Source organism: Pandoraea apista (genome assembly GCF_001465595.2).
Classification (GTDB): Bacteria; Pseudomonadota; Gammaproteobacteria; order Burkholderiales; family Burkholderiaceae; genus Pandoraea; species Pandoraea apista.
In genome coordinates, this window is the sequence record NZ_CP013481.2 from 2328236 (window position 1) to 2349978 (window position 21743).

At 63.4% G+C, this 21743-nt stretch carries 23 protein-coding genes; 15 read left to right on the plus strand and 8 right to left on the minus strand.

The genetic code is table 11. The features are described from left to right. Window positions 1-21 precede the first annotated feature (21 nt). From ssuC (AT395_RS10830) to gltX, 4 genes are all read left to right on the plus strand, one after another. Complete coding sequence (gene ssuC, locus AT395_RS10830) at window positions 22-885, plus strand: aliphatic sulfonate ABC transporter permease SsuC (protein WP_082164808.1); 864 nt, start codon at window positions 22-24, stop codon at window positions 883-885. Continuing rightward, the gene (locus AT395_RS10835; protein WP_082164809.1) at window positions 882-1898 is read left to right on the plus strand and encodes an ATP-binding cassette domain-containing protein; all 1017 of its coding nucleotides are present in this window, start codon (window positions 882-884) and stop codon (window positions 1896-1898) included. Before ssuC (AT395_RS10830) ends, AT395_RS10835 begins: the two co-directional genes overlap by 4 nt. Before the next feature lie 53 nt (window positions 1899-1951). Next, complete coding sequence (locus tag AT395_RS10840) at window positions 1952-2167, plus strand: TOBE domain-containing protein (protein ID WP_010807342.1); 216 nt, start codon at window positions 1952-1954, stop codon at window positions 2165-2167. A gap of 244 nt (window positions 2168-2411) precedes the next feature. Further along, on the plus strand, window positions 2412-3803 hold the full coding sequence (gene gltX / locus AT395_RS10845) for a glutamate--tRNA ligase (RefSeq protein WP_042115511.1): 1392 nt from the start codon (window positions 2412-2414) through the stop codon (window positions 3801-3803). 120 nt (window positions 3804-3923) lie between these two features. Here the strand turns inward: gltX and AT395_RS10850 are convergent, their stop codons facing one another. After that, window positions 3924-4781 carry an inositol monophosphatase family protein gene (locus AT395_RS10850; RefSeq protein WP_042115512.1) on the minus strand — a complete coding sequence of 286 codons (858 nt, stop codon included), beginning with the start codon at window positions 4779-4781 and terminating at the stop codon, window positions 3924-3926. Window positions 4782-5155: 374 nt separating this feature from the next. Here AT395_RS10850 and AT395_RS10855 point away from each other — a divergent pair, with 374 nt between their 5' ends. After that, window positions 5156-6001 carry an RNA methyltransferase gene (locus AT395_RS10855; protein WP_042115513.1) on the plus strand — a complete coding sequence of 282 codons (846 nt, stop codon included), beginning with the start codon at window positions 5156-5158 and terminating at the stop codon, window positions 5999-6001. Window positions 6002-6110: 109 nt separating this feature from the next. After that, window positions 6111-6890: a serine O-acetyltransferase gene (gene cysE / locus AT395_RS10860; RefSeq protein WP_042115514.1), complete on the plus strand. Its 780-nt coding sequence runs from the start codon at window positions 6111-6113 to the stop codon at window positions 6888-6890. Window positions 6891-6981: 91 nt separating this feature from the next. Here cysE and AT395_RS10865 read toward each other — a convergent pair whose 3' ends face one another. The 4 genes from AT395_RS10865 to AT395_RS26285 form a co-directional block, all read right to left on the minus strand. Beyond that, window positions 6982-7809: a UDP-2,3-diacylglucosamine diphosphatase gene (locus tag AT395_RS10865; RefSeq protein WP_048629239.1), complete on the minus strand. Its 828-nt coding sequence runs from the start codon at window positions 7807-7809 to the stop codon at window positions 6982-6984. Window positions 7810-7873: 64 nt separating this feature from the next. Further along, the gene (locus AT395_RS10870) at window positions 7874-8368 is read right to left on the minus strand and encodes a peptidylprolyl isomerase (protein WP_042115516.1); all 495 of its coding nucleotides are present in this window, start codon (window positions 8366-8368) and stop codon (window positions 7874-7876) included. Window positions 8369-8412: 44 nt separating this feature from the next. Beyond that, the gene (locus AT395_RS10875; protein WP_376738383.1) at window positions 8413-9009 is read right to left on the minus strand and encodes a peptidylprolyl isomerase; all 597 of its coding nucleotides are present in this window, start codon (window positions 9007-9009) and stop codon (window positions 8413-8415) included. Between the two features lie 52 nt (window positions 9010-9061). Continuing rightward, complete coding sequence (locus AT395_RS26285; protein ID WP_052765560.1) at window positions 9062-9766, minus strand: tetratricopeptide repeat protein; 705 nt, start codon at window positions 9764-9766, stop codon at window positions 9062-9064. A gap of 270 nt (window positions 9767-10036) precedes the next feature. On the opposite strand from AT395_RS26285, the gene cysS reads away from it, so the two are divergent. From cysS to AT395_RS10900, 4 genes are all read left to right on the plus strand, one after another. Further along, window positions 10037-11440 carry a cysteine--tRNA ligase gene (cysS, locus tag AT395_RS10885; RefSeq protein WP_042115517.1) on the plus strand — a complete coding sequence of 468 codons (1404 nt, stop codon included), beginning with the start codon at window positions 10037-10039 and terminating at the stop codon, window positions 11438-11440. A gap of 24 nt (window positions 11441-11464) precedes the next feature. After that, complete coding sequence (locus tag AT395_RS10890; RefSeq protein WP_048629240.1) at window positions 11465-12601, plus strand: endonuclease III domain-containing protein; 1137 nt, start codon at window positions 11465-11467, stop codon at window positions 12599-12601. Window positions 12602-12755: 154 nt separating this feature from the next. After that, window positions 12756-13724 carry an acetyl-CoA carboxylase carboxyltransferase subunit alpha gene (locus AT395_RS10895; RefSeq protein WP_042115519.1) on the plus strand — a complete coding sequence of 323 codons (969 nt, stop codon included), beginning with the start codon at window positions 12756-12758 and terminating at the stop codon, window positions 13722-13724. Window positions 13725-13839: 115 nt separating this feature from the next. Then, window positions 13840-14253, plus strand: coding sequence for a PP-loop family protein (locus AT395_RS10900; RefSeq protein WP_167370727.1), 414 nt, complete (start codon window positions 13840-13842; stop codon window positions 14251-14253). 25 nt (window positions 14254-14278) lie between these two features. Here the strand turns inward: AT395_RS10900 and AT395_RS10905 are convergent, their stop codons facing one another. From AT395_RS10905 to AT395_RS10915, 3 genes are all read right to left on the minus strand, one after another. Further along, complete coding sequence (locus AT395_RS10905) at window positions 14279-15889, minus strand: phosphoethanolamine transferase (RefSeq protein ID WP_048629302.1); 1611 nt, start codon at window positions 15887-15889, stop codon at window positions 14279-14281. A 225-nt stretch (window positions 15890-16114) separates the two neighbouring features. Continuing rightward, window positions 16115-16453: a tRNA-binding protein gene (locus tag AT395_RS10910; RefSeq protein ID WP_042115507.1), complete on the minus strand. Its 339-nt coding sequence runs from the start codon at window positions 16451-16453 to the stop codon at window positions 16115-16117. 123 nt (window positions 16454-16576) lie between these two features. Next, window positions 16577-17344 (minus strand): AraC family transcriptional regulator, encoded by a 768-nt coding sequence (locus tag AT395_RS10915; protein WP_042115508.1) that lies wholly within the window; start codon window positions 17342-17344, stop codon window positions 16577-16579. Between the two features lie 281 nt (window positions 17345-17625). Between AT395_RS10915 and ssuE the strand changes: the two genes are divergently transcribed. The 5 genes from ssuE (at window position 17626) to AT395_RS10940 (ending at window position 21625) form a co-directional block, all read left to right on the plus strand. Beyond that, complete coding sequence (ssuE, locus tag AT395_RS10920; protein WP_048629238.1) at window positions 17626-18237, plus strand: NADPH-dependent FMN reductase; 612 nt, start codon at window positions 17626-17628, stop codon at window positions 18235-18237. Between the two features lie 14 nt (window positions 18238-18251). Then, on the plus strand, window positions 18252-19403 hold the full coding sequence (gene ssuD / locus AT395_RS10925; RefSeq protein WP_042115510.1) for an FMNH2-dependent alkanesulfonate monooxygenase: 1152 nt from the start codon (window positions 18252-18254) through the stop codon (window positions 19401-19403). Between the two features lie 76 nt (window positions 19404-19479). Next, entirely contained in the window at window positions 19480-20343 is an 864-nt protein-coding gene (gene ssuC / locus AT395_RS10930) for an aliphatic sulfonate ABC transporter permease SsuC (protein WP_082164808.1), read from the plus strand. Continuing rightward, window positions 20340-21356: an ATP-binding cassette domain-containing protein gene (locus tag AT395_RS10935; protein WP_082164809.1), complete on the plus strand. Its 1017-nt coding sequence runs from the start codon at window positions 20340-20342 to the stop codon at window positions 21354-21356. Before ssuC (AT395_RS10930) ends, AT395_RS10935 begins: the two co-directional genes overlap by 4 nt. Window positions 21357-21409: 53 nt before the next feature. Then, window positions 21410-21625, plus strand: a complete 216-nt coding sequence (locus tag AT395_RS10940) for a TOBE domain-containing protein (RefSeq protein WP_010807342.1) — start codon at window positions 21410-21412, stop codon at window positions 21623-21625. Window positions 21626-21743: the final 118 nt, after the last annotated feature.

Sequence of the window (21743 nt, forward strand, 5' to 3'; positions counted from 1 at the left end):
GGGCCTCGGGGAGAAATTCGCATGACGCAAACCACCTTGCAAACGACCGCGACCGACGCCACAGCCACGATCCCCGTTGTCAGTGGCGGTGGCACGCTGCAACGCTATTGGCGCACGGCAGCGAGACGGCTTGCCCCGTGGGCGGTGCCTATCGTGCTGGTCGCGCTCTGGCAGTTGGCCGCGCAGGAGGGCTGGCTGTCGACGCGGGTATTGCCCGCGCCGTCAGCCGTGGTCGACGCCGCCTGGCAACTTGCTGTCAGCGGTCAGATCTGGCGCGACATTGGCGTGTCGACCGGCCGCGCAGTGATCGGCTTTCTGATCGGTGGCGGCCTCGGTCTGCTGCTGGGCATGTTGACCGGCTTGTCGCGAGTGGCGGAAACGGCGCTCGATTCCTCGTTTCAGATGCTGCGCAATATCCCGCATCTGGCGCTCATCCCGCTCGTGATCCTGTGGTTCGGCATTGACGAAAAGGCCAAGCTGTTTCTGGTGTCCATCGGCGTGTTTTTCCCGATGTACCTGAACACCTACGCGGGCATTCGTGCTGTCGACCCGGCGCTCGTCGAAATGGCGCGCAGTTACGGTCTGCGGGGCTGGGCCCTGTATCGCGACGTGATTCTGCCGGGCGCGCTGCCGTCGATTCTGGTGGGCGTGCGCTTCTCGCTGGGCCTGATGTGGGTGACGCTGATCGTGGCGGAAACCATCTCGGCGCAATCGGGTATCGGCTATCTGACGATGAACGCCCGGGAGTTCCTCCAGACCGACATCGTGCTCGTGGGGATTCTGTTGTACGCGTTGCTGGGCAAGCTGGCCGACGTGCTGGCCAAAGAACTGGAATTTCGCTGGTTGCGTTGGCATCCGGCCTTTCAACGAGGAGCCGTCGCATGAGCGCACAACAATTGGCCCCGGTCGCGGGCGTCGACATTGAAGCCGAATGGAAGGCGGAGCAACGCGCCACGGGCCGCGTGCCGCTCGATCCGCAAGCCGACCCGTTCGGCACGCAACTGCCGCTCGGTAGGGGCATTACCGCCCACGCGGTATCGCGTACGGCGCAGGGGACGAATCTTAAAGTGGTGCCTCCTGCAAGTGAGGTGGAGGCTCCGGCATCGACGGGCGGCGGTCTGCGCATCGACGGCGTGGGCAAGCGCTACGGTACACGCTCGGTGCTCTCGGATTTTTCGCTGGCGATTCCGCGAGGTGGGTTTGCCGCCATCGTGGGGCGAAGCGGCTGCGGCAAGTCCACGCTGCTGCGGCTGATCGCGGGCCTTGAGACACCCGACGCGGGGCGTATTGCGCTCGACGGACACGCGCTCAGTGGCGCGTCCGGCGCGGTGTCCACCCGCATCATGTTCCAGGATGCGCGTCTGCTGCCGTGGCGCACGGTGCTGGAGAACGTCGCCCTCGGGCTGCCGAAATCGTCGCACGCCAAGGCCTTGGAAGTACTGGGCGAAGTCGGATTGGCCGAGCGCGCCAACGATTGGCCCAGCCAACTGTCGGGCGGTCAGCGCCAACGAGTAGCACTGGCACGCGCCCTGGTGCATCAACCCGATTTGCTATTGCTGGACGAACCGCTCGGCGCACTCGACGCACTTACGCGCATCGAGATGCACGCGCTGATCGAACGTCTGTGGCGTGCCCATGGCTTCACGGCATTGCTGGTCACGCACGATGTGCAGGAGGCGGTAGCGCTGGCCGATCGCGTAGTGCTCATCGAGCAGGGCCAGTTAGGTCTTGATCAACCGGTGTCGCTGGCGCGTCCACGCGCTCGCGGCAGTGTCGAGTTTGCCGGACTTGAGGCCCAGGTACTCGCGCGTGTGCTCCAAACCGAACCGTCGGCGAGCGCCCATGTTCCCGCCCCCGAGCCGCTGTGGCCGGCGGCGACGGTGCGCTGGGCAGTCTGACGTCATCCGTTCATTCGTTTTTCCGAAGTTTTTTCCGAACACAGGAGTTCATCATGGGTATCACTGCCATCAACGTCCGTAACCAGTTCAAAGGCCGCATTCGCGAAATCCTGCGCGGCCCGGTCTTGTCCGAAGTCGACGTCGAAACGCCGAGCGGCATCGTCACCTCGGTAATCACCACACGCTCGATCGACGAACTGCGTCTGGACGTCGGTTCGGAAGTCGTGGCCCTCGTCAAGGCCACCGAGGTCTCGCTCGCCAAGCTCTGACGCTGGCGGCCCGGCGCCTGATCGCGCTGCAAATTTCCGAGTTCTCGGGACCGCATCGGACGCGCGCGGGAGCGGCGTCCGATGCGGATGACGGGAAATTCCGATGCCGCTCTCGGACTGTGCCGCGAATGCACGCACTCGGCTGATATAATGATGGCTTCCAAATGTTGGCGACCCGCCTGCGCGAGACCCTCCGCCGCGGGCGTTTTTGTTTGTTGCCGACGCGATGCACCGAAGCCAAACCATGACCACTGTCCGCACCCGCTTTGCGCCTAGCCCGACCGGATTCATCCATCTGGGCAACATCCGTTCCGCTCTCTATCCGTGGGCCTTCGCGCGTCACAATCAAGGCACGTTCGTGCTGCGCATCGAAGACACCGATCTCGAGCGCTCGACCCCGGAAGCCGTGCAGGTCATTCTCGAAGGCATGGAATGGCTCGGCCTCGACTACGACGAAGGCCCGTTCTACCAGATGCAGCGCATGGATCGCTATCGCGAAGTGCTTGAGCAACTGAAGGACGCCGGTCACATCTATCCGTGCTACATGAGCGTGGAAGAACTCGACGCGTTGCGCGAACAGCAACGTGCGCGTGGCGAGAAGCCGCGTTACGACGGCCGCTGGCGTCCCGAGCCGGGCAAGGTGCTGCCCGAGCCGCCCGCTGGCGTGCAACCGGTGCTGCGCTTCAAGAACCCGCTCAGCGGCAGCGTGGTGTGGGAAGACGCTGTCAAGGGCCGTATCGAGATCTCGAACGAGGAACTCGACGATCTCGTGATCGCGCGTCCGGACGGCACCCCGACGTACAACTTCTGCGTTGTGGTCGATGACATCGATATGGACATCACGCATGTGATTCGCGGCGACGACCATGTGAACAACACGCCGCGTCAGATCAACATCTTCGAAGCGCTCGGCAAGCAGCCGCCGGTCTATGCGCACTTGCCCACGGTGCTCAACGACCAGGGCGAGAAGATGTCCAAGCGCAACGGTGCGATGAGTGTGGTCCAGTATCGCGAAGAGGGTTTCCTGCCGGAAGCCGTGGTGAACTATCTGGCGCGCCTGGGCTGGGCGCACGGCGACGCCGAAGTCTTCACGCGTGAGCAGTTCGTCGCGTGGTTCGATCTGGAACACCTGGGCAAGTCGCCGGCACAGCACAATCCCGAAAAGCTGCTGTGGCTGAACAACCAGTATCTGAAGCAAGCGGACAATGAGCGCCTGGCCGGGTTGACCGAGCCGTTCCTGCAAAAGGCGGGCGTGTCGATCGAGGGGGGAGCGTCGCTCGCGGGGGTGGTTGGGCTGTTCAAAGACCGTGCGAACACGATTAAGGACATCGCGCAAAGCGCCGAAATGTTCTACCGCAAGCCCGTGCCGTCGGACGCTGATCTGACCCAGCACATGACGGATGCCGCACGCGCGGCGGTGAAGGATCTGGCCGCCGCACTGGCTGCGCTGCCCGAGTGGAAGAAGGAGGCGATTTCGCCGGCCTTCAAGGCCACGCTCGCGCAGCATGGCATGAAGATGCCGCAACTCGCGATGCCGGTGCGTCTGCTCGTGGTTGGCACGACACACACGCCCGCTATCGACGCCGTGCTCGAACTGCTCGGCCGCGATACGGTGCTGGCGCGTCTGGGCGCGTGAAGCGTCACGCATGAGGCTTTCCGGGGTTGCCAGTGGCGGCGGCCGGAAACAAAAAACCCCGGGATGCCTGAGCATCGCCGGGGTTTTTTTTACAGGGGCCGCCATGCCCCCTGTCAGGGCTTACGACTGCGCGCCGTCCTGTGCTGCAACGGCGCTGGCGCGTGCCGACGGGGCCGGACGCTTGGCGCGCGAATAGCCTTCGAGCAGCTTGACCATCTGTGCGTAGATCTTTGGGTTGCCCGCCAGGATTTCGCCTTCGAACAGGAAATCCGATTCACCGGTGTAATTGCCCACGAGACCACCGGCTTCGGTGATCAGCAGGCTGCCTGCGGCCATGTCCCACGGATTCAGACCTTGCTCGAAGAAGCCGTCCATGCGGCCGGCGGCGACGTTCGCCAGATCGAGTGCCGCAGCGCCCGGACGGCGGATGCCGGCGCAATGCTCGGTCATCGTGCCGAACATCTTCAGGTAGTTCTCAACGCCTTGCAGGTCGCGGAACGGGAAGCCGGTGCCGATCAGGCCGTCGGCCAGACGATCGCGGCGCGACACGCGAATACGCTTGCCGTCGAGGAACGCACCACGGCCACGCGAGGCGGTAAAGAGTTCGTTGCGGGTCGGATCGTAAATTACGGCTTGCGAGACGATGCCCTTGTGCGCGAGAGCGATCGACGTGCAGTAGTAGGGCAGGCCGTGAATGAAGTTGGTGGTGCCGTCGAGCGGATCGATGATCCACTGGTATTCCGAACCCGACTTGCCGTGCTCTTCGCCCGATTCTTCGGCGAGGATGGCGTGGTCCGGATACGCTTGCAGGAGGGTTTCGATGATCGCTTGCTCGGCCGCTTTGTCCACTTCCGTCACGAAGTCGTTGTGCTGCTTCTTGCTGACCTTGACAGTGTCGATGTCGAGAGAAGCGCGGCTGATGATGTTGCCGGCGCGGCGCGCGGCCTTCACCGCGATATTGAGCATGGGATGCTGCATGACAGATTCCTGTTAAGGCCATCGCCGACGGTACGCGCGACCCCTTCTGGGCCGGCCGGCAGGCGTGGCAGACAAAGCGAACAAATTGAGCAAGAGCGATGCCCCGCAAGCGCCGCGCACAGGGTGGCGGCTCGTTTGCGGAGACGAAAACGCGTATTTTAGCAAAAACCCGGCCCGTGCGCTGCGTCGTCTTTATCTTCTGACCCTTTTTCGGTCGAGGCGCTGTTCGAGGTGGCGGACCGGCACGACGCCACGCAGCGCTCGCAATTCAGGGCAAAATAGCGACGTTCGCCGCTTGCCGCCTGCCGATGCATTACCTTTCGGGGGGGCTGCGGTGCTGCCCACTGCCGCTCGACTCTCATCGCCGCTGTCTCATGCCCCAATCGTCCCAATCTGCTGCTACTCCCACGTCAACGCTGTTCGATCAAGTGCGTTTCGTGCTCAACGAGACGAGCCACCCCGGCAACGTCGGGTCGGCGGCGCGCGCGATCAAGACGATGGGCTTCGGCCAGTTGGTGCTGGCGGCGCCGCGTGCGGGCGCGGATGTCCTGCGCGATCCGGAGGCCGTGGCGCTCGCGAGCGGTGCAGACGACGTGCTGGCAAACGCGCGTGTCGTGCCCGATCTTGATACGGCGTTGCAGGGCGTGAGCTGGGCAGTTGCGCTTTCGGCGCGCTCGCGCGAATACGGCCCGCCCAATGCCGAGCCGCGTGAGAGTGCGGCAATGGCCGTGCAGCACGCGGGGCAGGGCGAGGCGGTGGCGTTTGTGTTCGGCAGCGAGCGTACGGGCCTGTCGAATGCCGATGTTGAGCGTTGCAACGCCCTCGTTCATATTCCGGCCAACCCGGTGTATAGCTCGCTCAATCTGTCGCAGGCGGTGCAGTTGATCGCCTACGAGCTGCGGATGGCGTGTCTGATGCGCGAGCGTGGTGAGGCGCCTGTTTCCATCGCGGCCTCGGCTGCGCTGGCATCGCAACCGTCGGCGCTGGATACCCTGGATACCCAGGCCCACGAGGCGCTCGCGACACGTGACGACGTCGAAGGCATGCTCTTGCACCTGGAGCGCGCGCTTGTCGACCTCGATTTCCTTGATCCCGATAATCCGAAGAAGCTGATGACGCGTCTGCGCCGGCTGTTCGCGAAGAGTCATCTGGAGCGCGAGGAAGTCAACATTCTGCGCGGTATCGCGAAACACATTCTCGAGCGCAAGATTCGGCGGTGAAGCCATGTGCTCTCGTGTCGTCCGCCCGCGTCGGTCGACACGCTTCCCGATAATTACGCAACGATCCGCCCCAAGACGGCCGGACGCACACGACAGGATCGACAGGCTCATGTTTACCCATCTTCGCGAAGACATTGCCGCCATTCGGCAAAAGGACCCCGCAGCCCGCAGCAACTGGGAAGTCTTCACCTGCTATCCCGGCTTGCATGCAGTGATGCTGCACCGTGTGGCGCACGGCTGCTGGACCGCCGGCTTCAAGTGGCTGGGCCGCTACGTTTCGCAATACGCCCGCTTTCTCACAGGCATTGAAATTCATCCCGGTGCCACGCTTGGCCGGCGTGTTTTCATCGATCATGGCATGGGCGTTGTCATCGGCGAGACGGCAGTGGTTGGCGACGATTGCACGATTTATCAGGGTGTCACGCTGGGCGGTACGTCGTTGTCGCGTGGCGCGAAGCGTCACCCGACGCTGGAGTCGGGCGTGATCGTCGGGGCCGGGGCCAAGGTGCTCGGCGGCTTCACGGTGGGCGAGGGCGCGAAGATCGGCTCGAACGCGGTCGTGGTGAAGGCCGTTCCGGCGGGGGGCACGGCGGTGGGTAATCCTGCACGGATCATCCGTCCCGATACACCGCGCGACGGGGGCGACGCCAAGCCGCAGGGCGATACACGCAAGCCGGAATTCTCCGCCTATGGCATCACGCCCAACGCCGACGATCCCGTCTCGCTCGCCATCCACGGACTGATTGAAAACGCCACCGACCAGTCGCACAAGATCGACGTGATGGTGGCGGCGCTCAACCAGCTTGGCGCCCATCTCGAGGCGCTCGGTGCAAGCAAGATCGACACCGCCGAATTGCGCAAGCTAGGCAAGGAAATTCAGGATATGTGACGCGCGACTTGGCGGCGTCGGCATCGTCCGAAACAAAACGAAAACGGCCCGTCGTCAGCGCGGGCCGTTTTGCGTCCGGAGGCTATCGGACTCAGGTGCCTTGTGTAACGGACGGCGCGAGATCGATGGCGCGCAGACCGTGCGCGTCCCATTGCAGATACCCGCCGCGCGGGGGATCGACGTCGAACTCCCAGTCGGGCAGTACCCAACGCACGCGACGCCCATCGGCATGTCTTGCCGGGCGATGCGTGTGCCCATGTACGAGAGTGCGCTCACCGGCGGCGTCCAGCAGGGCGGCAACGGCGTTCGCGTTGGCATCGGCATAAACCCGGCGATGCGCGCCCTTGGCAGCGCTGATTCGACGAACGCGGTTGGCGATGGCCATGCGTAATCGCAGCGGAAGTGCCAGGAAAAACGCCTTGCCGGGCGGCGAATGGGCGACGCGGCGAAAGCGCTGATAGCTGACGTCTTCGGTACATAACTGGTCGCCGTGACTGAGCACCAGTGCTTGCCCGAGAAACGAGAAAACGCATGGGTCGTTGAGCATGACGGCACCTGCCGCGCGCGCGAAGCGTTCGCCGAGCAGGAAGTCGCGATTGCCGCGCATCACGGCGATGGGCACGCCGCTCACCGACAGTTCGGCCATGGCCGCCGTCATGCGCCGGGCAAATGCGCCGAGGGGCTCGGTGGTGGCAGCGGTGGGCGAGTCGGCGTCGGTATTCGCACTGGCCGGCGCATCGACATCGAGCATGTCGTCGCCAATCCAGTATTCGAACAGGTCGCCAAGGATGAACAGGATGGACGCCTCACGCGCGGGGCCGCGCAGGAAGTCCTCGAAGACTTGCACCGTACGCGGCAGCGCCGGCGACAGGTGAAGATCGGAAATGAAAAGCGCGGGCCCGTCGCCCCGTGGTGTCACAGGGCATTGCGGGCACCGCGCAGTCGATACCGGCATCGAATATCGCAGTGGACGGTGACGGCGCTTACGCGACGATCACGGCCTTTTCGATGATGACGTCGTCGACCGGCACGTCCTGGTGGAAGCCCTTCGAGCCGGTCTTCACGCCCTTGATCTGGTCGACGATTTCCTGGCCTTCGACGACCTTGCCGAACACGGCGTAGCCCCAGCCTTGCTGCGTCGGTGCGCTGTGGTTCAGGAAATCGTTGTCGCTCACGTTGATAAAGAACTGTGCCGTGGCCGAGTGCGGATCGTTCGTGCGCGCCATGGCCAGGGTGTACTTGTTGTTCTTCAGGCCGTTGTTGGCCTCGTTCTCGATCGGTGCTTCGGTCGGCTTTTGCTTCATGCCGGGTTCAAAGCCGCCGCCCTGAATCATGAAGCCGTTGATGACGCGGTGGAAAACGGTGTTGTCGTAGAAGCCGTTCTTGACGTAATTCAGGAAGTTCTCGACCGTCTTCGGTGCCTTGTCTGCGTCGAGTTCGATACGAATGACGCCGTGATTGGTGTGCAGTTCAACCATGATGCTTTCCTTCTGATGAAAGGGTTCCGATGGGCCGGAGGATTTCAGCGCTTGACGACGCTGGCCGATTCGATCACGACCGGCGTGACCGGTACGTCCTGGTACATGCCCTTGCGGGTCGTGGCAACGCCCTTGATCTTCTCGACCGTATCCATGCCGGACACCACCTTACCGAATACCGTGTAGCCGTAGCCGTCCGGGCTGGGGTAATCCAGTGACGCATTATCCTTCACATTGATGAAGAATTGCGCGGTCGCGGAGTTCGGGTTCGATGTCCGTGCCATGGCAATGGCGCCCGTCACGTTCTTCAGACCGTTTTGCGATTCGCTGGGAATCGGTGCGCGCGTGGTCTTTTCGTTCATCTCGGGCGTGAAACCGCCGCCCTGAATCATGAAATTGCCAATGACACGGTGGAAGATCGTGCCGTTGTAAAAGCCACTATTGACGTATTGCAGAAAGTTCTCGACCGTCTTCGGGGCGGCCTTCGGGTTGAGTTCGACCACGAAGTTGCCGGCCGACGTCTTGAACTGCACCTGCGGCTGGATGGTCTGTGCGAGCGCGGACAGGCTCGTGCCCGACAGGGCGGCCGCAGCGATCACGCTGCCGAGCAGCGCACGACGCAGGCGATTCGGAAAGGACATGCGTGTCTCCGTATGCAATGGGAATTCGGTGCTAAGGAAGGCGCTAAGCGTCTTAGTTACCTGACTTGCCGACATTCTTGAGCGACGCATCGTCGCTGGCCTTGGCCGGCGACGGCGTCTGGCTCACGGGCGCGGCGCGTTGCGGGGCAAGCATGTTCGACAGGATTTTCTCGCGGTTCGACACGCGTGCCGTCGGCGAGAGCTTGAGTGCTTTCTGATACGCCTGTTGGGCCAGCTTGGCGTACACGTCGCCAAGGTTCGAGTAGGCGACGGCGAAACTCGGATTGTTGCGAATCGCATTCTCGAGCGCGGCGCGTGCCTTGTCGTACTCTCCGGCCTGCGCGTACAGCGCCGCGAGGTTGTTGTACGGCTCGGGCAGTTCCGGGAAGTCTTGCGTGAGCGCGGTGAAGGCGTCGATGGCTTCCGCATTACGGCCCATTTCCATGAGCACGCGTCCGCGTGTGAAGCGCACCTGCGCGTCGCGCGGATATTGCTTGAGATGGGCGTCGATCTTCGTCAGCGCGTCGCTGAACTTGCCGGCCTCGACCAGTTTGTTGATGGCCGATTCGCTGGCTTGCTGAGGCGTTTGCAACTGGGCGGGCGGCGGCGGATCGATAATGGCCTGTGCACCGGCGGGCAGCGCAAACAACGTGCCCGCGAGGCCAAGGGTGGCGCCCGCGAGCGCCAGCGCACGGGCGCTGCGTGTGGCAGCGGCGACCGGGCGAAGTCGGGAGACAAGGCGCGTTGCGGGGGACAAAAGTGACCGGCTTCGTTGCGTCATAGTGGGTGCTTGGGATACCTGAGAGGTGCGCAAGAGATGCTATACTCGGCCGCATTCTAACAAAACACCTGCGCCCGGCCCGCGCCATTTCTCGTAGTGGCGGTGGATGCGGTTCGCAGGTTCGTTTTTTCTACCGCACGGCGCGCAGCCCGCCTCGCGATGTTGCTCTCGTCACAAAGTCCGTGACGTCCTTGAGAACATCGTCGCAGCGTCCGGCGCTGTTGCCGCCCGGTCAAGCGCTTATCTATGGATTCACTCCGTGTCTACAACTCGCTAGCGCGAGACAAACAGCCGTTCGTACCCCTCGTTCCCGGCGAAGTCCGCATGTATGTCTGCGGTATGACGGTGTATGACTACTGTCACATCGGGCATGCGCGCGTGATGGTGGTTTTCGACATGGTGCAGCGTTGGCTGCGTACGCTTGGGTACCAGGTGACCTACGTGCGCAACATTACCGATATCGACGACAAGATCATCAAGCGCGCCGTCGAGAACGGCGAGACGATGCGCGAGCTGACGACGCGTTTCATCGCGGCAATGCACGAGGATGCCGACGCACTCGGCGTGCAGCGCCCCGATCACGAGCCGCGCGCGACCGACTTCATTCCGCAGATGGTCGACATGATCGGCACGTTGCAACGCAACGGTTACGCCTATCAGGCAGACGACGGCGACGTGAACTACGCTGTGCGCAAGTTCTCCGGTTACGGCCAGCTCTCGGGCAAGTCCATCGAGGATTTGCGCGCCGGCGAGCGCGTTGCCGCCAATACCGCGAAGCAGGACCCGCTCGATTTCGTGTTGTGGAAGCGCGCCAAAGAGACCGAGCCTGAGGAATCGAAGTGGGCCTCGCCCTGGGGCGCAGGCCGTCCGGGCTGGCATATCGAGTGCTCGGCGATGAGCTGCCAGTTGCTCGGGAATCACTTCGATATTCACGGCGGCGGGGCCGACCTGCAATTTCCTCATCACGAGAACGAGATTGCGCAAAGCGAAGGCGCCACGGGCGAGACGTTCGTGAATTACTGGATGCACAACGGCTTCGTGCGCGTGGACAACGAGAAGATGTCCAAGTCGCTCGGCAACTTCTTCACGATTCGTGAAGTGCTGGCGAAGTTCGATGCGGAAGTTGTGCGCTTTTTCATTTTGCGTGCCCAATACCGCAGCCCGCTCAACTACAGCGATGCGCATCTGGATGACGCGCGCGGCGGTCTCACACGCCTGTACACGGCGCTCAAGGACGCGGTGGGCGATGGTGCGCCGCTCGACTGGAACGAACCGTACGCGCAGCGCTTTGCTGCCGCAATGAACGACGACTTCAATACGCCGGTGGCGATTGCCGTGTTGTTCGAACTCGCCGGTGAGATCAACAAGCAGCGCGATCCGGTGCTCGTGCGCCAGTTGCAGGGGCTTGCCGGGACGCTTGGCTTGCTCGGGCGCGATCCGCAATCGTTCCTGCAAGGGGCGATGGGGGGCGACGAGGGGGGCGATAGCGACGCATTGCGTATCTCTGTCGAAGCGCGCATCGAGGCGCGTGCCCAAGCCAAGCGCGAACGCAATTTCGCCGAGGCCGATCGCATTCGTGCCGAACTGTTGGCCGAAGGTATCGTGCTGGAAGACCGTCCCGGAGGCGCCACCGAATGGCGTCGTGCCTGAGCGCGGCGCATCGAGGCAAATCTCATGGTGACTCGTAAATCCGCGGCCGCTAAGGTTGCGACCCAATCCGCTGCGGCGAAGACGGTGCAGAAGGCGGCGAAACCCGCCAAATCGGCGACGCCGGCAGGCGAAGGGGCTCGCCGGGCGCCGGTCAAGGCGACCGGCGCCAGGACGACTGCCGTCAAGGCCGGTGGCAAGACCGGCGCCGCCAAGACGGCGGAAAAAACGGTGAAGGCCGGGGCCGCTCGCAAGGTCGCGCCGACAGCGGCGTCGAAGGTGGCGCAAAAGGCTGCGCAGAAAGCGGCGCCGAAGACCGGGGCGAAGGTCGCGCGCAAGGCGCCGGCGAAGGCGAAGGCCGCTTCGCCCTCCACGTCCTCCACGACCGCCAAGTCGGCGACCTCGGCCGCTGCGACCTCGCGTCGCCTCATCGCCAAGCGCGACGGCGAGACGCGTATCGTCACGCCGGAGATCGAGCGCATCGATCACGAGATCGTCGAGCAGGTCGTGACCGGTGTTGTGCCGTTGCCGGTGGCGGCGGGGGCAACGCGCCCCGGCTTCTGGGACCAGGCCTGTGCCGATCTGATGAAGCGCGATCGTATTCTCAAGAAGCTGATTCCGCAGTTCGGCCCGGCACATCTGACCGGCCGCGGCGAACCGTTCGTCACGCTCGCGCGATCGATCGTTGGTCAGCAAATCTCCGTGAAAGCGGCGCAGGCCGTGTGGGACCGGGTGGTCGCCATCTGTCCGAAGCTCACGCCGGCACAGTTCATCAAGGCCGGGCATGACGCGCTCGCCGGTTGCGGGCTCTCGCGCCGCAAGGCCGAGTACATTCTCGATCTGGCTACGCACTTCAAATCGGGGGCGCTCCACGTCGACGCCTGGGCAAGCATGGACGACGAGGCCGTTATCGCCGAGTTGACCGGCATTCGCGGCATCGGTCGCTGGACGGCCGAAATGTTCCTGATGTTCAACCTGATGCGCCCCGACGTACTGCCGCTCGACGACGTCGGGCTGATCAACGCCATCAGCGTCAACTATTTCAGCGGCGAGCCCGTCACGCGCAGTGAAGCGCGGGAAGTGGCCGCCAATTGGGAGCCCTGGCGCTCCGTCGCCACCTGGTACATGTGGCGCAGTCTCGAACCGGTGCCGGTGGAATACTGATTGTTCCGCCGAGGACGTATAATCCGCGTCCAATCCGTCTCATCCAGTAATTATTGACGGCTATTGCGGGTCGGGTGGCAATGAAAGTTGTCTATCTCGACCGGGTAGACGTTGCCGGCGGTACAATACGCTGCCGCATTTCCGGGGAAACCGGATGAAGAACACCTTTTTGGATTTTGAACAGCCGATCGCCGAACTCGAAGCGAAGATTGAAGAGCTGCGCTTCGTGCAGGACGATTCAGCCGTCGACATTTCCGAAGAGATCGAGCGCCTCTCGAAGAAGAGCCAGCAGCTCACCAAGGACATCTACACGAACCTGTCTCCTTGGCAGGTTTCGCAAATTTCGCGTCATCCGCAGCGTCCCTACACGCTCGACTATGTTCGCGACATCTTTACCGACTTCCACGAGTTGCACGGCGATCGCAACTTCTCGGACGATCACGCCATCGTGGGTGGCATGGCCCGTTTCAATGGTCAGGCCTGCATGGTGATTGGTCACCAGAAGGGTCGCGACACGAAGGAACGCGCGCTGCGCAACTTCGGCATGCCGCGCCCCGAGGGGTATCGCAAGGCCATGCGCCTGATGAAGCTTGCCGAGAAATTCGGTTTGCCCGTCTTCACGTTCGTCGACACGCCAGGCGCGTATCCGGGGATCGACGCCGAAGAGCGTGGTCAGTCGGAAGCCATCGGTCACAACCTGTACGTGATGGCCGAACTCAAGACGCCGATTATCACCACGATCATCGGTGAAGGCGGTTCGGGCGGTGCGCTGGCGGTTGCCGTGGCCGATACGGTCATGATGCTGCAGTTCTCGACGTACTCGGTGATTTCGCCGGAAGGCTGCGCGTCGATTCTGTGGAAGAGTGCCGCGAAGGCGCCCGAAGCTGCCGAAGCGCTCGGTCTGACGGCGCATCGCCTGAAGGCGCTGGGCTTGATCGACAAGATCGTCAACGAGCCGTTGGGCGGTGCGCATCGCGACCCGCTCGGCATGGCCGGCATGCTCAAGCGTGCGCTGGCCGACTCGCTGCGCCAGTTCCAGGGCATCAGCCACAAGGAGCTGCTCGAACGCCGCTTCGAGCGCCTGATGAGCTATGGCAAATTCAAGGAAGCCGGCGCGAAGTAATGCGTCCGTTATCGCGTCATCGCCCGTTGTGGCGATGACGCCGAATCCGATGCCTCATCACGATTCTTCTGCTGCCGCGCTCGCATCTGCCCGATGCGACGCGGCAGTTGCACATGTGGACGTCGCTTTGCGTCTGGCGCTGGCGGCGCACGTCACAGACGTCGGCCCCGGCAATGCATCGGCACTGGCTCCCTTTGCCCTCGCACTGAGCGGCGGGCTCGATTCGATGGTGCTGCTCGATGCGCTGGCGCACTGGGTTCAGACGCGTCGCGAAGCGGGTGAGCCGGTCGCGCAGCCGTTGGCCATCCACATTCATCACGGATTGTCCGAACGCGCTGACGAGTGGCTTGTCGTATGCGAGCGCGAGGCCCGTTTGCGTGGCTTCGTCTTCGAAGCGCAGCGAGTGAATGTGCCGCGCGACGCGCGTCAGGGTGTCGAGGGCGCGGCACGCGCCGCACGCTACGAAGCGCTCGCCGCAATGTGCAGCGCGCATGGCGTGAGATGGCTGCTGACCGCGCCTTGCGCTTGAATTCGAACGCCAACGCGGGCTCGCCTCAGTAGGCTTGCCCGTTGATGCTGCGCGGCTGCGGCCGGAACGCGTCGCTCAGCACATCGTGCGAAGCGTCGTAGTACGCCGAGTCGATATCGAGCATGCCGAGCATGGTGTGTTCGATCTGGTCTGTCTGGTACGGCCGCGATTCGAGCGTTGCGCGTGTTTGCGAATCGATCGTGTCTTTTGTCCAGACGAGCATGGGAATCTCATAGCCCGACGCATCGGCGACAGATTGCCCCGTGTGATTGCGCGTGTGGCCGACTTCCTGCGCATGATCGGCACTGAACAGCAGACTGGCGTCGGTCGATGCCGTCGCCGACATCGTTTTGCGAATCAGATTGGCGACCACGTAATCGTTGTACGCAATGGCGTTGTCGTACTCGTTGCGCAAACGTCGCACCCACAGCGAGCGCCCTTGTGCCTCCAGATCGGCCATCACGGTATCGTCGGTGTTGTCGAAGCGCGCGAACTCCTCCGGGTAGCGCATATCGTAGGTCGGGTGCGCCCCCAGCAAATGTACGATGATGAGCTTGCGAGGTGCGTCGCTCGCGAGCGCGGCATCGAAGGGCGGCAGCAGATTGCCGTCGAAATTGTTCTCGCCGCGCCCGAACCCCTTGTTGATGAATACCCGCTCGTCGGCGCGATTGGCGACCAGTCCGAGCCAGCCGTCGTTAGGCACCTGATTCGAGATCCAATAGGTGCGATATCCGGCTTCCCGGGCAAGCATGATGAGATCGGGCTGACGCATCCAGCCCTCGGGATCTTCGAGGCTCGCCGGCGTGAGCATCTTCATGAGTGAAGCCATCGTTGCCGGCGCGGACGACACCACGTCGCGGAACACAGTGAGGTCGTTGCGCATCGAGTTGAGCATGGGCGTGGTGTTGCGCGCATAGCCATAGAGCGACATGTTGTTGCGGTTCAGGCTCTCGCCGATCACCCATACGACAGTCTTGCGCTCAGGCCCGAGATACTGCACGCGCCAGTCCGCGCGCTGGGCCATGTTTTGCTCGAGTTCTCGTTGCAGCTTGCCGGCGTGAGCCAACTGCCCCTGATAGTCGAGATAGCGAATGGGCCAGTAGAGCAGTGGGTTCTCTTTGGCCATGGTCGGATTCAGATGCAGTGCGAGAAAGCCCGTGAGCAAGCTGACAACGGCGATCTTGCCGCTGCGGCGCAGCAACGGCGGAGAACTCGCGGCCTCGGTTCTCGACAGTCGGTGCTCCAGCACGACAACGGCCGACATCAGTATCGCGAAGACGGTGCTCGCCTCGGCGATGTCGCGCCAGTGGTGACGGAAGAACTCGCCGGCTTCCGATGGGTTGGTGTTGAACACCGCTTGTAACACCAACAGATGGTTCGGACGCAGACCAAAGTAATCGCGCAAGAATCCCTTGGTCGCGGCGTCGAGAAAGAAGATGGCGATGACGCCGAGCGTGGTGACGCTCAGCCACACCGCCCGTGCGCGCAGCAACAGGCATAGACCTGCGAGTCCGGGCAGTGCAGTTACCATGAGCGCCGCACTCTTGCCGTATTCGCTGGCGCCGAGCATGCCAAACGCCCAGAACAGGGTGAGTCCGCCCAGTCCGAGACAAAGGCGGTAAAGCAGTGATTTCAAGATCGTGTCCCCCAAAACTTCGCGCGCGTCGTGGCGTGTCTGTCGATGACCGGCAGATCGGTTCGGCCGGCGTCGGAATTCGACCAAAGATTGGGGATTTGGTGTCATGCGTCCGAAGATCTTCGGACGAATTGTTCAGTATTCGGGAACGATCGTCTCGCCCAGTGGCCTGCCGTGGGGCGATGGCAGGCAACAGGCTTCGTGGCGCCTGGCAGTTAGTTCAGTTCAGTGCAGACGTGCGCCGTTGGGGACGGCGCGTTCCACTCCCGCGAGCACGATCGCGCCAGAGGCGTCGGCAAAGCCGGTCACCAACACTTCCGAGGCAACGCCGGCAATGCGTTTGGGGGCGAAATTGCAAACGCACAGCACTTGTCTGCCGACAAGCGCCTCCGGAGTGTAGTGCACGGTGATCTGTGCGCTGGAGGTTTTCACGCCCAATGCCCCCAGATCGACTTCCAGCACATAAGCGGGCTTCTTCGCTTTCTCATTGACGCGGGCCGCCACAATCGTCCCCACGCGTAAATCGATTTTCTCGAAGTCCTGCCACTCGATGGTCTCGGCCATATCCGGTTCCTTTGTCCTTGTCGACGGATGAATAGGCGCAAAGCGTAGCCGGTTGTCGCCGCATCCGGCTTGTGAATTTCGGCAGACGGCGGCCGGCTCGTACAGTACGAGGGGGCTGCCGGATCAGTCGCACCCGGTGTGCTCGCGGCGCCAGACCGCAGGCGTTTGACCGTATTGCCGGCGAAAGGCGTGGGTGAGGGCGCTCTGGTCGTTGAAACCAACGTCGAGCGCGATGTCGGCGAGCGTCGCGTCGCTCTGCGTGAGCAGCGACGCCGCGCGCGCGAGCCGGAGGCGCATCAGATGCCGGTGAGGTGTCTCTCCGGTCATCGCAACGAAGCAATCGTGAAAGTGCCGCACGCTCATGCCGGCGTCCTGTGCCAGCGTCGCCGTGTCAAGCGGCGTGGACAGTTCGGCTTGCAGCCGCGCGTCGATACGCGCCAGATCCAGCCGCACCGAACGCAACGCGGGGCGCGTCGGTGCCAGCCTTGCCGTAAGGGCGTTGAGCCACTCGCGAACGACCGGATCGTTGCCGCTCAGCGGGAGTCCGTCTCGCGCATTCGCACTGACTCGCCGGACCAGCGCCAGCAGCTTGGTATCAAGCGCGAAAAACGCCTCGTGTGCGAACGCTCGTTCGGTGCCGGTCTTGGCGGCAAGGTGTGAGGGCACGTCGAGCACGACCTGCCGATTCGGACCGTCTCCCCGATAGTCGTGCCGCACTCCCGCCGGAATCACCACGCCGTTGCGTGCCCCAACGCGGCCAAACTGCATGGCATGGCCATCCAGCGAAATCGACATGCGCCCCGATAGCCCGATCACGACCTGATGAAAGTCGTGCGTGTCGGTGCTGTCGGTCGGACGGTACTCGCGCAGTTCGAGAATCGGGGCAGACATGATCGGGTGACGGCAAACGCTCGGGAATCAGACGTTAGCACCGTTCTGGGGAATAAGGCGCGGAAGGTGCATGACTTCAGGTTATGAAAAAACGCGCAAAGCAATCCCGGATTCATTGGTTCGGGCGCGCGGAGCGGATCGCTACACTGGTTCTCCAGTGGCCGGGACTGCTCCGGCCGGCACCGCGCGAACCGCTTGCCGGACGGGAGCGGGCCCGGTGCGCTTCAATTTCTCAGGGCCAGCGTAGCAGCACGCGTGCGGCCCCTCTTTGGCAGGGAAGTATGATATACGCCGTCACGATCTCGGGCAGCCCGTCGGCCGCCTCGCGCAGCGCCCGGTTGCTGCGTTTTGTCGAAACTGAACTGGCTGCGGCCGGCATCGCGGTGCGTCGCATCGATATTCGCGCGCTCTCGCCCGCAGCGTTGCTCGCCGCCGACACGTCGCACGACGACCTTCGCCATGCGCTCGCGCAAGTCGCCGGTGCGCAGGCCGTGGTGGTTGCGACACCCGTATACAAGGCTGCCTACAGTGGCCTGCTCAAAGCCTTCCTCGATGTGCTCCCGCAAGACGGACTGGCCGACAAGCTGGTCGCGCCGTTTGCCACGGGCGGTAGTCCCGCGCACTTGCTCGCGCTCGATTACGCACTCAAGCCGGTGCTTTCCGCACTCGGGGCGCAACATATTTTGCGTGGCGTGTTTGCCGTCGACCAGCAGGTGCCGAAGGAAGATGGCGCCACGCTCGATGCGCCGATTGCCCAACGTCTGGGTACCACGGTCGATCAGCTTTCGCAGTGGCTGCATGAACGCGAAGTGATTCGTCAGTGGCCGGCCACCGCTGCTACCGCTGCCGCAGCGGCGCGCTCCGCTGCGGCCCGGGCAACGCTCGCCGCCTGATCCCCGGAGCTCACATGCAAGTCTTCTGGTTCATTCCGACACACGGCGATACACGCTATCTGGGAACGTCCGACGGCGGACGCGTATTTGATTTCGATTACGCGCGGCAGATCGCCAGCGCCGTGGATTCGCTGGGCTACGAGGGGGTTTTGCTGCCCACCGGGCGCTCTTGCGAAGACGCCTGGGTGACGGCATCGAGCCTCATCGGTGCCACCCGGAATCTGAAATTTCTCGTCGCCGTTCGTCCGGGAATCGCTTCGCCCGCGCTGACGGCACGCATGGCTTCGACGTTCGATCGCCTATCGGGGGGCAGGTTGTTGATCAACGTTGTCACAGGCGGCGATGCGGGCGAACTGGAAGGCGACGGCTTCTTTGCCGATCATGCCGAGCGCTACGCCGTGACCGACGAATTTCTGCGCATCTGGCGTTCGCTGTTCGAGAAATCGCACCATGGTGAGAGCGTCGATTTCGAAGGCAAACATCTGCGGGCGAAGGGGGCGAAACTGTTTTTCCCGCCGGTGCAAACGCCGTATCCGCCGCTTTATTTCGGCGGCTCGTCGGAGGTGGCGCGCCAGATCGCCGCCGAGCAACTCGACGTCTATCTGACTTGGGGCGAACCGCTTGCCGACGTGGCCGAGAAGATTGCCGACGTGCGTGCGCGCGCCGCCAAACTCGGACGCACGTTGCGCTTCGGCCTGCGTTTGCATGTGATCGTGCGGGAGACGGAAGACGAAGCGTGGCGCGCGGCCGATGCCCTCATCAGCAAGCTCGACGACGAAACCATTGCGCGCGTGCAGACGCAGTTCGCCAAGATGGACTCGGAAGGCCAGCGGCGCATGGCGGCGCTGCACGGCGGGCGTCGCGACAAGCTCGTGATCGCCCCCAATCTGTGGGCGGGCGTGGGGCTCGTGCGCGGCGGCGCAGGCACGGCGCTCGTGGGCGATGGACCGACGGTGGCGCAGCGTTTGCGTGAGTACGCCGATCTGGGCATCGACACCTTCATTCTGTCGGGCTATCCGCACCTCGAAGAGGCCTACCGTTTCGCCGAACTGGTGTTCCCGCATCTGCCTCGCAACGTGCGCGAGCGGCTGGGCAATGTCTCGCTCTCGGGGCCGATCGGCGAGGTCATGGCCAACAACCTCGTGCCAAGGGCGTCACAAAGCTGAACGCTATACGGCATCGAACCCGTCTCACCACGATTTGAAGAGAAGCGGGGCCGTAGGGCCTCGGGGAGAAATTCGCATGACGCAAACCACCTTGCAAACGACCGCGACCGACGCCACAGCCACGATCCCCGTTGTCAGTGGCGGTGGCACGCTGCAACGCTATTGGCGCACGGCAGCGAGACGGCTTGCCCCGTGGGCGGTGCCTATCGTGCTGGTCGCGCTCTGGCAGTTGGCCGCGCAGGAGGGCTGGCTGTCGACGCGGGTATTGCCCGCGCCGTCAGCCGTGGTCGACGCCGCCTGGCAACTTGCTGTCAGCGGTCAGATCTGGCGCGACATTGGCGTGTCGACCGGCCGCGCAGTGATCGGCTTTCTGATCGGTGGCGGCCTCGGTCTGCTGCTGGGCATGTTGACCGGCTTGTCGCGAGTGGCGGAAACGGCGCTCGATTCCTCGTTTCAGATGCTGCGCAATATCCCGCATCTGGCGCTCATCCCGCTCGTGATCCTGTGGTTCGGCATTGACGAAAAGGCCAAGCTGTTTCTGGTGTCCATCGGCGTGTTTTTCCCGATGTACCTGAACACCTACGCGGGCATTCGTGCTGTCGACCCGGCGCTCGTCGAAATGGCGCGCAGTTACGGTCTGCGGGGCTGGGCCCTGTATCGCGACGTGATTCTGCCGGGCGCGCTGCCGTCGATTCTGGTGGGCGTGCGCTTCTCGCTGGGCCTGATGTGGGTGACGCTGATCGTGGCGGAAACCATCTCGGCGCAATCGGGTATCGGCTATCTGACGATGAACGCCCGGGAGTTCCTCCAGACCGACATCGTGCTCGTGGGGATTCTGTTGTACGCGTTGCTGGGCAAGCTGGCCGACGTGCTGGCCAAAGAACTGGAATTTCGCTGGTTGCGTTGGCATCCGGCCTTTCAACGAGGAGCCGTCGCATGAGCGCACAACAATTGGCCCCGGTCGCGGGCGTCGACATTGAAGCCGAATGGAAGGCGGAGCAACGCGCCACGGGCCGCGTGCCGCTCGATCCGCAAGCCGACCCGTTCGGCACGCAACTGCCGCTCGGTAGGGGCATTACCGCCCACGCGGTATCGCGTACGGCGCAGGGGACGAATCTTAAAGTGGTGCCTCCTGCAAGTGAGGTGGAGGCTCCGGCATCGACGGGCGGCGGTCTGCGCATCGACGGCGTGGGCAAGCGCTACGGTACACGCTCGGTGCTCTCGGATTTTTCGCTGGCGATTCCGCGAGGTGGGTTTGCCGCCATCGTGGGGCGAAGCGGCTGCGGCAAGTCCACGCTGCTGCGGCTGATCGCGGGCCTTGAGACACCCGACGCGGGGCGTATTGCGCTCGACGGACACGCGCTCAGTGGCGCGTCCGGCGCGGTGTCCACCCGCATCATGTTCCAGGATGCGCGTCTGCTGCCGTGGCGCACGGTGCTGGAGAACGTCGCCCTCGGGCTGCCGAAATCGTCGCACGCCAAGGCCTTGGAAGTACTGGGCGAAGTCGGATTGGCCGAGCGCGCCAACGATTGGCCCAGCCAACTGTCGGGCGGTCAGCGCCAACGAGTAGCACTGGCACGCGCCCTGGTGCATCAACCCGATTTGCTATTGCTGGACGAACCGCTCGGCGCACTCGACGCACTTACGCGCATCGAGATGCACGCGCTGATCGAACGTCTGTGGCGTGCCCATGGCTTCACGGCATTGCTGGTCACGCACGATGTGCAGGAGGCGGTAGCGCTGGCCGATCGCGTAGTGCTCATCGAGCAGGGCCAGTTAGGTCTTGATCAACCGGTGTCGCTGGCGCGTCCACGCGCTCGCGGCAGTGTCGAGTTTGCCGGACTTGAGGCCCAGGTACTCGCGCGTGTGCTCCAAACCGAACCGTCGGCGAGCGCCCATGTTCCCGCCCCCGAGCCGCTGTGGCCGGCGGCGACGGTGCGCTGGGCAGTCTGACGTCATCCGTTCATTCGTTTTTCCGAAGTTTTTTCCGAACACAGGAGTTCATCATGGGTATCACTGCCATCAACGTCCGTAACCAGTTCAAAGGCCGCATTCGCGAAATCCTGCGCGGCCCGGTCTTGTCCGAAGTCGACGTCGAAACGCCGAGCGGCATCGTCACCTCGGTAATCACCACACGCTCGATCGACGAACTGCGTCTGGACGTCGGTTCGGAAGTCGTGGCCCTCGTCAAGGCCACCGAGGTCTCGCTCGCCAAGCTCTGACGCTGGCGGCCCGGCGCCTGATCGCGCTGCAAATTTCCGAGTTCTCGGGACCGCATCGGACGCGCGCGGGAGCGGCGTCCGATGCGGATGACGGGAAATTCCGATGCCGCTCTCGGAC

Bases quoted from the DNA above. Each gene is read 5' to 3' on its own strand.
- ssuC (WP_082164808.1), top strand. From the start codon at position 22: ATGACGCAAACCACCTTGCAAACGACCGCGACCGACGCCACAGCCACG.
- AT395_RS10835 (WP_082164809.1), top strand. From the start codon at position 882: ATGAGCGCACAACAATTGGCCCCGGTCGCGGGCGTCGACATTGAAGCC.
- AT395_RS10840 (WP_010807342.1), top strand. From the start codon at position 1,952: ATGGGTATCACTGCCATCAACGTCCGTAACCAGTTCAAAGGCCGCATT.
- gltX (WP_042115511.1), top strand. From the start codon at position 2,412: ATGACCACTGTCCGCACCCGCTTTGCGCCTAGCCCGACCGGATTCATC.
- AT395_RS10850 (WP_042115512.1), bottom strand. From the start codon at position 4,781: ATGCAGCATCCCATGCTCAATATCGCGGTGAAGGCCGCGCGCCGCGCC.
- AT395_RS10855 (WP_042115513.1), top strand. From the start codon at position 5,156: ATGCCCCAATCGTCCCAATCTGCTGCTACTCCCACGTCAACGCTGTTC.
- cysE (WP_042115514.1), top strand. From the start codon at position 6,111: ATGTTTACCCATCTTCGCGAAGACATTGCCGCCATTCGGCAAAAGGAC.
- AT395_RS10870 (WP_042115516.1), bottom strand. From the start codon at position 8,368: ATGGTTGAACTGCACACCAATCACGGCGTCATTCGTATCGAACTCGAC.
- AT395_RS10875 (WP_376738383.1), bottom strand. From the start codon at position 9,009: ATGTCCTTTCCGAATCGCCTGCGTCGTGCGCTGCTCGGCAGCGTGATC.
- cysS (WP_042115517.1), top strand. From the start codon at position 10,037: ATGGATTCACTCCGTGTCTACAACTCGCTAGCGCGAGACAAACAGCCG.
- AT395_RS10890 (WP_048629240.1), top strand. From the start codon at position 11,465: ATGGTGACTCGTAAATCCGCGGCCGCTAAGGTTGCGACCCAATCCGCT.
- AT395_RS10895 (WP_042115519.1), top strand. From the start codon at position 12,756: ATGAAGAACACCTTTTTGGATTTTGAACAGCCGATCGCCGAACTCGAA.
- AT395_RS10910 (WP_042115507.1), bottom strand. From the start codon at position 16,453: ATGGCCGAGACCATCGAGTGGCAGGACTTCGAGAAAATCGATTTACGC.
- AT395_RS10915 (WP_042115508.1), bottom strand. From the start codon at position 17,344: ATGTCTGCCCCGATTCTCGAACTGCGCGAGTACCGTCCGACCGACAGC.
- ssuE (WP_048629238.1), top strand. From the start codon at position 17,626: ATGATATACGCCGTCACGATCTCGGGCAGCCCGTCGGCCGCCTCGCGC.
- ssuD (WP_042115510.1), top strand. From the start codon at position 18,252: ATGCAAGTCTTCTGGTTCATTCCGACACACGGCGATACACGCTATCTG.
- ssuC (WP_082164808.1), top strand. From the start codon at position 19,480: ATGACGCAAACCACCTTGCAAACGACCGCGACCGACGCCACAGCCACG.
- AT395_RS10935 (WP_082164809.1), top strand. From the start codon at position 20,340: ATGAGCGCACAACAATTGGCCCCGGTCGCGGGCGTCGACATTGAAGCC.
- AT395_RS10940 (WP_010807342.1), top strand. From the start codon at position 21,410: ATGGGTATCACTGCCATCAACGTCCGTAACCAGTTCAAAGGCCGCATT.